The sequence below is a fragment of the Parasynechococcus sp. genome (assembly GCF_045559935.1).
GTDB lineage: Bacteria > Cyanobacteriota > Cyanobacteriia > PCC-6307 > Cyanobiaceae > Parasynechococcus.
In genome coordinates this window covers 14,933-26,245 of sequence record NZ_JBJLJL010000003.1, presented here as the reverse complement: position 1 = coordinate 26,245, position 11,313 = coordinate 14,933, and the positions used below count along the sequence as shown (strand labels likewise).

General features: G+C 60.9%; 14 protein-coding genes. 2 read left to right on the top strand and 12 right to left on the bottom strand.

The features are described 5' to 3' along the window. Positions 1 to 91: 91 nt before the first annotated feature. The 7 genes from ACJ0G7_RS01440 to ACJ0G7_RS01410 all read right to left on the bottom strand — a co-directional run bounded on the left by ACJ0G7_RS01440 (position 92) and on the right by ACJ0G7_RS01410 (position 5,014). Entirely contained in the window at positions 92 to 331 is a 240-nt protein-coding gene (locus ACJ0G7_RS01440) for a hypothetical protein (protein ID WP_407394880.1), read from the bottom strand. A gap of 110 nt (positions 332 to 441) precedes the next feature. Next, a complete protein-coding gene (locus tag ACJ0G7_RS01435; protein ID WP_407394878.1) occupies positions 442 to 1,758 on the bottom strand; it encodes a homoserine dehydrogenase in 1,317 nt (438 codons plus the stop codon). A 37-nt stretch (positions 1,759 to 1,795) separates the two neighbouring features. Next, positions 1,796 to 2,239 (bottom strand): SufE family protein, encoded by a 444-nt coding sequence (locus ACJ0G7_RS01430; RefSeq protein WP_407394876.1) that lies wholly within the window; start codon positions 2,237 to 2,239, stop codon positions 1,796 to 1,798. Between the two features lie 8 nt (positions 2,240 to 2,247). Then, positions 2,248 to 2,667 carry a hypothetical protein gene (locus ACJ0G7_RS01425; RefSeq protein ID WP_043696783.1) on the bottom strand — a complete coding sequence of 140 codons (420 nt, stop codon included), beginning with the start codon at positions 2,665 to 2,667 and terminating at the stop codon, positions 2,248 to 2,250. A gap of 23 nt (positions 2,668 to 2,690) precedes the next feature. Beyond that, positions 2,691 to 3,299, bottom strand: a complete 609-nt coding sequence (locus ACJ0G7_RS01420) for a 5-formyltetrahydrofolate cyclo-ligase (RefSeq protein WP_407394874.1) — start codon at positions 3,297 to 3,299, stop codon at positions 2,691 to 2,693. A 525-nt stretch (positions 3,300 to 3,824) separates the two neighbouring features. Further along, on the bottom strand, positions 3,825 to 4,091 hold the full coding sequence (locus ACJ0G7_RS01415; protein WP_407394873.1) for a hypothetical protein: 267 nt from the start codon (positions 4,089 to 4,091) through the stop codon (positions 3,825 to 3,827). 701 nt (positions 4,092 to 4,792) lie between these two features. Next, positions 4,793 to 5,014 (bottom strand): hypothetical protein, encoded by a 222-nt coding sequence (locus tag ACJ0G7_RS01410; RefSeq protein ID WP_052378165.1) that lies wholly within the window; start codon positions 5,012 to 5,014, stop codon positions 4,793 to 4,795. A 255-nt stretch (positions 5,015 to 5,269) separates the two neighbouring features. On the opposite strand from ACJ0G7_RS01410, the gene ACJ0G7_RS01405 reads away from it, so the two are divergent. Then, positions 5,270 to 5,560: a DUF3104 domain-containing protein gene (locus tag ACJ0G7_RS01405; protein ID WP_071839655.1), complete on the top strand. Its 291-nt coding sequence runs from the start codon at positions 5,270 to 5,272 to the stop codon at positions 5,558 to 5,560. Between the two features lie 80 nt (positions 5,561 to 5,640). Here ACJ0G7_RS01405 and ACJ0G7_RS01400 read toward each other — a convergent pair whose 3' ends face one another. Next, complete coding sequence (locus ACJ0G7_RS01400; RefSeq protein WP_043692091.1) at positions 5,641 to 5,904, bottom strand: hypothetical protein; 264 nt, start codon at positions 5,902 to 5,904, stop codon at positions 5,641 to 5,643. Positions 5,905 to 6,257: 353 nt separating this feature from the next. Here ACJ0G7_RS01400 and ACJ0G7_RS01395 point away from each other — a divergent pair, with 353 nt between their 5' ends. Then, positions 6,258 to 6,440: a hypothetical protein gene (locus ACJ0G7_RS01395; RefSeq protein ID WP_407394870.1), complete on the top strand. Its 183-nt coding sequence runs from the start codon at positions 6,258 to 6,260 to the stop codon at positions 6,438 to 6,440. Positions 6,441 to 7,183: 743 nt separating this feature from the next. Here ACJ0G7_RS01395 and ruvC read toward each other — a convergent pair. The 4 genes from ruvC to ACJ0G7_RS01375 are packed head-to-tail and all read right to left on the bottom strand — an operon-like array spanning position 7,184 to position 11,311. After that, on the bottom strand, positions 7,184 to 7,648 hold the full coding sequence (gene ruvC, locus ACJ0G7_RS01390) for a crossover junction endodeoxyribonuclease RuvC (RefSeq protein WP_043692089.1): 465 nt from the start codon (positions 7,646 to 7,648) through the stop codon (positions 7,184 to 7,186). Between the two features lie 15 nt (positions 7,649 to 7,663). After that, on the bottom strand, positions 7,664 to 8,752 hold the full coding sequence (bchI, locus tag ACJ0G7_RS01385; protein ID WP_043692082.1) for a magnesium chelatase ATPase subunit I: 1,089 nt from the start codon (positions 8,750 to 8,752) through the stop codon (positions 7,664 to 7,666). A gap of 4 nt (positions 8,753 to 8,756) precedes the next feature. After that, positions 8,757 to 10,148, bottom strand: a complete 1,392-nt coding sequence (locus ACJ0G7_RS01380; RefSeq protein WP_407394867.1) for a DUF3370 domain-containing protein — start codon at positions 10,146 to 10,148, stop codon at positions 8,757 to 8,759. Further along, positions 10,145 to 11,311, bottom strand: a complete 1,167-nt coding sequence (locus ACJ0G7_RS01375; protein ID WP_043692078.1) for a serine hydrolase — start codon at positions 11,309 to 11,311, stop codon at positions 10,145 to 10,147. The genes ACJ0G7_RS01380 and ACJ0G7_RS01375 overlap by 4 nt, the downstream gene beginning before the upstream one ends. Positions 11,312 to 11,313 lie beyond the last annotated feature (2 nt).

Sequence of the window (11,313 nt, the reverse complement as noted above, 5' to 3'; positions counted from 1 at the left end):
GGCGCCATGGCCGTTCTGCTGACATCCGCTCCGAAGCGCTCTCGCGGCTTATTCAACAGCGAAAGAACCCTGACGCCAATCAACGTTCCTCTCAGGCCGCGACCGGCTCGATCTGCTGCATGGAGATCTCGAACACCGGGGAGCCACCCTTCGCCTCGATCGGCCAGCGCCGCACCCAGCAGCGATTGTGTTCTCCGTCGACACCGATCACCTGGAAGGTGCCCTGATCACTGCGAAGGTTCACGCAGTCGCCCTGATGCACATCCATCGTCGGAGGGGGGTCCAGGAGGCTGCAGCCTGAAACATCGTCGGTCATGGTGACGTTCGTCATGAACGGGACCCAACACAGATCAGCAACTTCAAATCAGAGCTGTCGTGATTATTGACACTCTGGACCATCCAGCGCTGTTCCCGCCAGTCCGCCTTGGCTCGGTCAGGGCTTCAGAGACACCCGAGATGGGCGGCGAGTCCCGAAACGTCCGGCAGGGCGCGGATCGCCGCCAGGGCCTCGTCCATGCGCCGCTGGTCGACTTCGTGGGTGATCACGACGATTTCAGCTCCGGCAGAGCTGGCGTTGAACTGCACGATCGACTGGATCGAGATGTCGCGATCGCCGAAGCAGCCGCCGATGCGTCCGATCACACCCGGAGCATCCTGTGTGTTGAAACGGACGTAGTGCCTCTGGCGGACATTCCCCGGGTCAACAAGGCTGCAAGTCCTCCAGCTGCCAGCCGCCAGCAGCGGATCCAGCCGGCCGTCACCACCACTGGCCTGCCGGATCCCGGCGATGTTGAGAATGTCGGCGACCACCGCCGATGCGGTCGGTCCTGCTCCGGCTCCCGGGCCGTAGAACATCACCTGGCCGATGGGATCGCCCTCGACCAGGATGGCGTTGTTGACGCCCTGAACGCCCGCCAGGGGATGGTGACTGGGCACCAGGGTCGGCTGCACCCTCAGTGACAGTGCCAGCACTTCTGCGCTGGCGTCGGATGTCGCCATCCGTTCGGCCACCGCCAGCAGCTTCACGCCATAGCCCAGCTGGCGTGCGTAATCCACGTCTTCTCCCTGAAGCCGGCTGATGCCCTCGGTCGGGATGCTCTGGCGATCCACGCCTCCGCCGAAGGCGAGGGTCGAGAGAATGGCGATCTTGTCCGCTGCATCGAGACCGTCCACATCCGCTGCGGGGTCGGCTTCGGCGTAGCCGAGTCGCTGGGCTTCCGCCAGAACATCCTCATAGGCCGCGCCCTCATCGGCCATGCGGGTGAGGATGTAATTGGTGGTTCCGTTGATGATTCCGCTGACCCGGTTGATCCGGTTGCCACCGAGGGACTGCTTCAGCGGTTCGATGATCGGGATCCCCCCGCCGACGGCGGCTTCGATCAGCACGTACACACCTGCGGCTGCGGCGGCCTCTGCAATCTCTCCGCCGTGACGGGCGATCACCGCTTTGTTGGCGGTCACCACCGATTTGCCCGCTTTGATCGCCGCCAGGATCAGAGAGCGAGCCGGTTCGATCCCTCCGATCACCTCCACCACGACGTCCACGCGCGGATCCTCGACCACGGTCTGAGGATCTGTGGTGAGTTGTTCGGGCGACAGATCGACCGGTCGGGGCCGCTCCAGATCACGCACGGCCACACGGATCAGCTCAAGATCAGCGACCAGAGGATGACGTTCCTGCGGGGACAGCAGGATTGAGGCGACCCCGCCACCCACCGTGCCGAGGCCTAGCAAGCCGACGCCGATCCGTGCACCCATTCCCGTCGATCCGCCCACTGAACGATCAAGCCTGACTCTATGAATCAGCGGGGCCGCCGGAACTGTCCAGGGCGGCCGCCTGGGCCTGCATCATCCGAAGGATGTTCAGGAAGCCGTTGGCCCGGGAGGGGGTCAGGCTCGCCTGCAGTCCGGTGGCTTCGATGAAGCCGGGGTCGATGGCCCTGACCTGTGGTGGGGTCAGTCCATTCAGACCCTCGATCAGAAACGCCAGCAGTCCTTTGGTGATCAGCGCGTCGGAGTCTCCCTGCCAGCGCATCACACCCTGATCCAGTTCCCCCCGCACGAAGACCTGGGACACACATCCCCGCACCCGCAGGTTGTCGGTCTGCTGCTCCACAGGCAGTGGCGTCAGTTTCTTGGCCAGCCAGAGGACGTACTCATACCGACGTCGGGGATCCGCTGTTCCCCCGAGCCGTTCCACCATCCGGTCAAGAGCCTCACTGCCGGTGCTGGCGGCCATCGTTGCGATCAGTCACATCGACGTCGCACGCTAACCAGCAAACCGACGAGCATCAGCGTCAGGGGGGCCTGCACCACCTCATCCAGCCGGACACGTCCCTGCTGGACCGGAATGTCCAGATAGTCCCGGTGCCCGGGCCCGCCGTCCACCTGAAGGTCGTAGCGACCGTCCTCGATGGCCTGCAGATCAAGCCTCACCTGGCCATCGGCATCCGTGCGACCGAGTTCGACCCCAGGGGTGCCATCTGGATTGAGCAGACGCACGACGGCACCGCTGGCCGGCTCACCGTTCGAAAAACGCGTGCTCAGTTCCAGATCGCCATCGAGATACTGCAGGGCCGACTCGATCTGGTGCGCCTGTCCTGGGGAGGCGATGCCTGCCGCGAGACACGCCGCTGAGAGAGTCAGGAAGGCGAGCAGGGGACGCATGGCAGCCGGGCAGCAGGTGACGCTCATGATGCGGTGGTCCCCTGGGGACGACCAGGTCCCTGCTCGCTGATCCAGCCATCGAAGGGGATGTCCCAGGGATCCCGCGGCAGTGGCGTGTCGGTGATGCAGGCCGACGGCAGCACCGCCAGGGCGCGCACGGCCCGCCAGGGCGTCTGTTGCCGCAGCCGGTCGTAGTAACCGCCGCCGTAGCCGAGGCGGACTCCCTGGCGGTCGATGGCAAGGGCCGGCACCAGCAGGCAGGCCAGCTGCTCCGGCCGCAGAGTCCGGCCTTCCGCGGGAGCCGGGATGCCGCAGCCGTCAGGTTTCAGGATCTGAGCGTTCTCACTGTCCACGGCCCAGTGGCGGTAGACGAGCCCCCCCTGACCATCCGCCACCGGCAGCGCGACGGGCCCCTGCTGTCGCAGCGCACGCAGATCCACTTCGTCCGCCAGCGGCCAGTAGATGCCGATCATCTGATCGCTGGACAGCGGCCGATGGGCGGCCTCCATGTCTGCTTCAACGGCGGCGCGAATGGCGGGGAAGAGGCAGGACTGCTCACGTCGCAGCTGCCGGAAGTGACGGCGAAGCTTCTGCTTGGTGGTGATCGCCGGAACCAGGCCTTCATCACGCATGTCGACCTAATGGTTGTGAGAGTTCTGGTGTTGTTCCGGGATTGTTGCGGTGAGGGATGCGACGAACGGAAGGTCAGGCAACGGGCTGTTCCTCGATCCAGGGGCCCTCAGCGTGGGTCTTCGGACTCCCGCAACGCATCATGAGCCGTGATTGATCAGGCGCTTGTCTCAATTCCTTGATGGCACGAACAAAATCGCACGAATCTGCCCTTCGTCGTTGATTTTTGGTCTTGGAATGTGATGAACAGAAAGTAGCGATTCAACCTCGATCACTGGAGGTTGATTGAGCACTGAACTGCTGTGCCTGAAGATGAAGATCTCACTCTTTGAGGCAAGGAAGAGGTGGATGGAGAAGGGATGCAGCTCTGCAAATTCCCTCCTCATCCGCTGGGAATTTATGATGATCAAGACGAGGGGTCAATCAAAAGCATTCTTTTTGTATCACCTCACATCACGCATGAGAATGGTTGTCATTTTTAGGTCATGCATGGAGGTCTTCCCGATGCACGGAGTGCCTGAACGCCGTTATCTGGACTGATCAAAAGGATGGGGATGGGGTGGCAGGCTGACCCTGTGGAGCTTTTCGGATGCGGGCTTCCATTGCACAAGATGTAGAGGATCAATTTGATTGCTTTCGAGGCATTCCCATATGTCATTGCCGATCAAGGTTGTCTTGGACCAGTTGTCACCCTGGCTGATCATCTGCTTCCGGTTGTCATCTTTCCAGTCTGTCCATTTCAGTTGTGAATAGGAGAGAATATGCTCATCAAGAATGACAATTGTGAACTCCACGGTGCAGTTGATACCTCAATCGTGATTCTACAACAAATGGCTTCTTGCATTCACGTGTTTAAAGGCGGGGAAGTCGGTGATCTTCGGCGGAACGATCTGGATTCCGTTTTGTTGATGGAGGGGCTTCCACCAATGCTTTCAGCTTCGACATCCCTGGATGTTGGTTGTCCTCCGGTTGATCAAGGCCAAAAAAACATGCCTGTTGATCACTGCAGGTGCAAGGATGTCGTTAGAACAGATCAATAGCCCGCCTTAATTGTGCAGATATTTAGCGAATGACCATAGTCAGCTGGACTCAATACCTGACCCAGCGATAAGACATGCGGCCTGTTTTCGATGCCTCGTTGATGGCGTTCTTGTAATGTTTGCGTTCGTATTTAATTTGAGTGTGAGTCTGCGGATCGACAGAAGTTTCGTAGCGAACGCCTCGATAGGTGCAGACAGGCATGTGAGCGGAAGTGTTGCACGCGCAACTATGCAGGCTTTTTTTTCAGCTTTCAACGCGCTCTGTATCGCCAGCGCCGCCATTTAAGGATTAATCCAGAATTATTGTGCTGGTTGCTACTGCTTTTTGCTTTTTTCGTAGCGGATTAGACCATCAGTCAGCGGCTTTGTTAAGAGCTGTTCAAGAGGTTTCTCGGCATGGCTCCGATGGTCGGCCGAGCGTTTCGAGGGTTCAGATCGGACGCGTTCCAGCTGCCTCAGTTGATGCTGTGGAGTTGCGAGAGCAAGGTGGCTGCTCGTTGCCTGGACAGGCGACGCTTCACCAGCAGATCGCAGATCCAGTCGAACAGTGGTGGGGCATCCTCGACTGACGCCAGTCGCTGCTCAAGTTCCTTCAGCTGTGTGGCCTGTTTGCACCCACGTAAGGCGTCGATCAGGGTCTCTTCCGCTGGCTTCTCAAGCATTGGCAGCGCTTGCATGGTTATGGACTTCCAGATCTCATTTCTGGTCTAGTTCAACGCAGGCCCGTGTGTCAGCGGTGCAGCTGCCATGAACGCTGAACGCTGATCGCTGGACATGAAAAAAGGGCAAGCCCTCCCACTCGCCCAGTGCCTGGGCCCCCAACGACCCGACAGACTCATTGTGTATCCCGGCAAACTTTATGACCTGAGTAGGAGTGCTCATGGATTCTCCCTCTAAGCAGACTTAGGACAGATGTATCAGGGAATGGTCAGATGTCTGTTGACTACAGCAAACCGCTCCAATCAACGCTTCGGCCTGCATTTCTGGATGTCAAGCCAGGTGATGTCGTCGTTGTCTGGGAGCACCCCGAGCTGGTCAACACCGATACCAACGGCTGGTACTTGGCAGAGGTGCTCTTCTGTGAAGGCAGTGCCCGTGATCCACGGTCTCCTTCGCTCTTCCAGGTTGCGGATGTGGATACAGGTGCTCTTCGTTGGTGCAATGCCGACTGCGTGCAAAGAGTGTTGATTTCTGTCACTCACCCTGTGACCGACTTCTGTTAGGTGTTGACAACTCAAGTTGATGTTTTGAGTCTTCGGGCGTTCGTTGTTGTCCTTCTGGATGGACCATCGACCGATGGCTCTTAGTACCAGATCGCTCCGTAGGCGTTGGGGTATAACGTCCTTGACTTCTCGGCGATTTGGCGCATTTTTGTCAGGCAATCGCCTTTTCCATCAATCAGACCTTTATCTTGTGCGTCGGATAGTGCGTAGTAAATCGACATTCCTTTTGCCATGTTCTGTTCAACGTCGTTGATCGCAGTCCACGCAAGGCAGCGTGAATGTGCGGATGTCGCGCCGAACCCGATCAATAGAAGAGTCGTGGCGACAGAGGCAAGCGCTTTCATCGCAGACGCATGACTTGGCGAATGTTAACAACTGACTGTTCTCGCGTCCAACGGAGGTCGCTTTCGCAAGATTGGGTTTTCATATCCAAATATCACCTTTGGTTTGGCTTCGTCTCGATGGCTGATGCGGTCTAGCCTAAGTGCGAATGAGGGCTCGGGTTATGAACGGCAGGCTCCTTGTCATTGGCATCGTCATTTTCTTCTTTCTGTTCTTTGTCTATGAATCCTGGTTGATGCGCGGGTTGCCGCACTGAATTTGGACGTTCTGCAGAGGCTTTGAAACGAAGAAGTGGTTCTTCAATCAACGCTGTACAGCTTTTTCAATCTCTTTCTGGCAGTCCTCTCTTGTTGCCATGTGGACCATCGTCGCCACTCAATTTCGTGGGCGGTCAGGCATTGATCCTGAAGTGAATCTGGATCATCAATGCTCTCAAGAGCCATTCGTATCGGGCAGCTTGGCGCTGAATTCACGAAAATTCTTTTCCAGTTTAAGTGAAATTTTGGCTGCTGATTTTCCGGGTGTTTGTAAGGAATGAGACCGTTTGTCAAGGTTGAGCATATCTGCTTAGTTGTGCTGAGCAGGACGGCGAGCCTGTGGCTTGTCGTGCGATGGAGATCATTCCAATCGGATCAAAAATCAAGTGTTCCAGAGCAATCTCTGCAACTGGAGGATTCAGGTGAAAAGGACTTGAACGTCAGTGGAGATCGGGGCATGTTTTTTGGTTCTTGACCCGTGGATGGGGGGTGGTCCAGGCAGCTTTTGCTTGAATAAGAACTGTTGATTTGCACTTCTCATCGCTGCTCCGGAGTCGCAATGTGAGCGCTAGCGATCAAGCGAAACATGGGGCCCTTCTCTGGACGACAACTCCGGATCACCACTGGAGTCGCGAATGGCTCCAGGCCTTCCACTTCGCGCGCCATCAGCCTTGACACCCGATTCATGGGCCAGTGGATGAAGGCGGCAAGGCAATGTGGAATCCCCATCGAAGCTGTCGGAGACACGCGGACCTCAGCCGCAACGAGCAGTCCCGGCACTCAGAAGCAAGAGGCCCCAGTGACGGCAAGCTCTCAAGCTGGTGCTCCAGTCAATAACGTGACTTCGATCGAAGCCGGCGCGGCGAAGAAAACGAGCCGTCGCAGAGGACGCCGCAAAGCGTCGTAATCAATCCCCTCGATTGCGCAGGCATCGGCAGAGCGATTGGGGCGTTTGGTTCATCATCAGGCGGATGAAATCAGTGTTTTTTCTGCGAGGAATCGATGCCTGGCGGGCAGGGCTTGTTTATCGCTGGAACCAGCCGGTGAGGGCCACCGCCAGAGCGTCGGCGGCATCATCGGGGCGTGGAGGATCCGAGAGATTCAGTTCCCGCATCACGGCTTCCAGCACCTCGTCCTTGTCGGCATGGCCGAATCCGGCGAGGGCAAGCTTGATCTGCATCGGCGGGAACTCCACCACCGGCACCTTGAACCGCGCCAGGGTCATCATCACCACACCGCGGGCCTGCACCACGCTGATGGTGTTGCTTGAGCGATAGAAAAAGAACTTCTCCACCGCTGCCAGTTGCGGTCGCCAGCGGCGGATCAGCTGGCGCAGATCCCCGGCGATCTCCACCATCCGTTCACCATCGGGTCGGCCTGGATCGGTACGGATGATCCCGCAGTCGAGCATCCGCTGCTGCCCGCCTGTGGTGTCGATCACCCCATAGCCCACCCGGGCCAGGCCCGGATCGATGCCGAGGATCCGCATGCAGTTCCTGGCGGATCAGGCCGCCAGGGCCAGTTCGAAGCCGGCGCGGTCGCTGCTCTCACTGCGCTCGAACACCTTGCAGAACACCTTCACCACCCGCTCGCCGGAATCCACCTGCTCCAGGGGGTCCTTGCGCAGGCGGTGGCGCAGACAGCAGGAGGCCACCCTCGCCACATCGTCTTCACTCACCTCGATGCGGCCTTCAAAAGCGGCGAGGGCGCGGGCTGCCCGGTTGGTGACGATGTCGCCGCGCAGGCCATCCACATCCAGTTCGCCGCAGACCGAAGAGATGCGCAGGCGCAGATCCTCATCGATCACCACCTGCTCCAGCCGTTGCTGAGCCTCCACCACCCTCTGCTGCAGGGCTTTCTGGTTCTCCTCCATCGCGGTGCTGAACCGGTCGGGATCACTGTCAAACGCGGTGCGCTGGTCCACCACCTGCACCCGCAGCTCCGGGTCCCGCACGGTGCGCACCTCGACGCTCATGCCGAAGCGATCCAGCAGCTGCGGACGCAGTTCCCCTTCTTCCGGGTTTCCGGAGCCGATCAGCACGAAGCGCGCAGGATGGCGGACGGACACCCCTTCCCGTTCCACGGTGTTCCATCCGGAGGCGGCTGAATCCAGCAGCACATCAACCAGGTGGTCATCCAGCAGATTCACCTCATCCACATAGAGCAGCCCGCGGTTGGCCTTGGCCAGAAGGCCCGGTTCAAAGGCACGCACCCCTTCGCTGAGGGCTTTCTCGATGTCGATGGTTCCGCAGAGACGATCCTCCGTGGCGCCAAGAGGCAGATCCACCATCGGCACCTGGCGCGGTTCGGTGGTCAGCGCCTCACCCTGCTCCTGCCGCTGACGCACCTCGCTGCTCTGCAGGTCTGGATCCGTGGCCGAGCTGTTGTAAGGATCACCCGCCACCACGTCGATGTCCGGCAGCAGATCCGCCAGGGCACGGATGGTGGTGGATTTCCCTGTGCCCCGATCCCCCATGATCATCACGCCGCCGATGCGCGGATCGATCACATTGAGCAGAAGCGCCAGTTTCATCTCCTCCTGACCGATCACGGCGGTGAAGGGGAAGACCCTGCGCTTCCGGGGTGCACTCACAGACTCACGTGTCAGGTGTCCTGGATTGTTTCACAGGCCGGAGGGTGAGCACCTGCGGGGGGGTGGCATCGGCTGGATAAACCAGACGGACCCGCACATTGCGCTGCTCACCGGGGGCAAGGGTCAGTTGCCCGAGGGCCGGTCCCTGCTGTCCCTGACGCAGCACCAGATGAACGGTCTGGCGGCCGAGTGGACGTCCGTCGTGGTCATCCAGGCCGGCGACCTCGATCGGGCCGCGGTACATCACCGGACCGGTCATCGAGGTTCTGAACCTGAGGCTGTCGCTGGGCTGATCGGATTTGAGCGGCGATTCCAGTGCCAGTTCAACGCTGGCGGGATGGTCGCCATCGTTGCTGAGAGGAAGGCTGAGGTCATAGGTGACCCCGTAGTTGCCATGGGCGGCCCAGGCGGTGTCCGGATGGAACGCCTGCAGCTCCGCGGTCTGCACCTGTCCGGTGCCGAGGGATCCCCGTTCCAGGCTGCTGATCGGCCACGACAGCGGTTGGGACGGAATGGCCAGATGAGCGCTGCCAGGATCGGTGATCCGTGTGCTCCAGCTGCTGCCGATCTGCACACCGCTGACGCGGGAATAGACCATCTTTCCCTTGGCGCCCCGCGGTGTTGGGCTGTGTTCCTTGGAGCTGAGTTCCCCGCTGTGGAGCATCTCCTGCCAGCGGCTGGTGGGAGGCGGGGTGTGGGCACTGCCGTAGGCCGCCAGGGTGGCGAGGGCCACGGGGGCGGAACTGCGCAGTCGCAGCTGCAGATTGCGTCCGTTGAGCAGGGGGTCGAGGCCGGCCACGGGGATCGGCAGCACCACAATCGGCGTCGCATCGCCCGGCTCCAGCGACCAACGCGTCGTGTGCAGTTCCGGAGCCCGACGCTTCGCCAGCAGATCACCGGCCACCCGGCTGCCGGGCCCGGCGGCAACGATCTCCGTCGTCTCGCGCATGAATGCCGGCAGGGGCAGGAAGGGAGCGGCGGTCTGGCCGGGGCGGGTGGCCTGCGACAGCGATGTGCTGCCCTCCAGCAGTTCCAGGGTCACGGGGGTGCCGTCAAGAGGGGCGACCATCACCGCCAGCCAGAGGGTCGAGTCGAGCGTGTCGTCGTTGCCGGCGTAGACGTGATGGCTGAAGAGATCGAAGCGTCCGTTCAGCGGCACCGCCAACGCGTCGGTGCCTCCCTCCGGAAAGGTCGACAGCAGGATGCCCTCGTCCCGGATCAACTCGGGATTGTTGTCGTTCACCATCAGCACCTTGTCCAGCGCGCCTGGCAGCGGACGGATCTCCTGTTGGCGCGCGAAGGCGTCGGCCCGCACGGCCGGGCAGGCGGGTCCCGTGGCGATCGCGGCGGCCGGCAGGGCGATCAAGGCAGCGGTCAGCAGGGCTCTCAGGCTCATGGGGAAGGCTGGGCGGAGACGGCTCGCGGTGGGCTCGGCGCTGGCTTGAGATGGGGAGCCATCGCTGCAGCCATGGCTCGGATCAGGTTGGTGGAACGCGGATCGTTGAACGGTCCCTTCACGAGAAAGCCTGCCACGGCCCGACGTCCATCGGGCAGTTCGATCAGTCCTGCATCGGCGTAGGCGATGCCGATGTCGCCGGTTTTGTTGTAAACGCGGTAGCCCTTGCGGCTCAGAGCTGGATCAGGCCGACCCTGCTCTCCCCCAAGGCCCTGCATCAGTCCCTTGGGCAGAAGCGTGTTGGTGACCGATGTGCCCATCACATCGCGGAACAGATCCCGGGTCCGCAGGGAGAGCGTTCCTCCGGTATCGACAAGGGCGATGGCACGACTCAGGTCGCGGGCGCTCGTGGTGTTGGTGCCATCCAGATCCGGGAGCCAGTTGTTCACCTTGGTGGCGGTCAGCCCCAGGGCCTGGAAGCGGCTGTTGAGACGTTCCTTGCCGCCGGCTCTCTGAATCAGCAGATTGGTGGCGGTGTTGTCGCTGATGCGGATCATCTCGGTCGCCACCTCGTAGGTCGGGAACCGCGTTCCCAGAGGCTTGGAAGCCATCCAGCCGGCACCGCCTCCCACCACCGGCTTGGTGAGCGTCAGAGGTTCGTTCCAGCGCAGATCCCCACGGTCGATCTGCTCCAGGCTGACCAGCAGGATCGGCGTCTTGATGGAACTCGCGGCCGGCATCGCACGGTCCGCCTGCATCTGGGCGTAGCGACCGTCATCGAGAACCAGCAGAAAGGCACTGGCTTCGAGGTCGTCCTGGGCTGCGGCCAACTGTGTCCATCGCTGACTCAGGGCGGTGATCTCCTGGGTCGGAAGAAACTGTCCCGGCAGCAGAGCTGGCGTGATCGGCTGCTCCTGGGAGGGAGCGGACTCGCTGGTCGCCGTTGTGTTCGTGTCGTCCGGCTGATCGTCGCTGGTGAGGGCGATCAGGTCGCTCAGCCAGGGGAGTGCGGGCAGGGTCTGCTGACGCACCTGCGGAGCCAGCATCTTGAGGGCCGTGCCGCTGAGCACGCCGAGCCCGACGCCGAACAGGATCAGACGAAGCAGCAGCCAAAGCGGCTGCTGCCAGCCAGGGTTGGAACGGGATGAACGTCGGCCCGTCACGC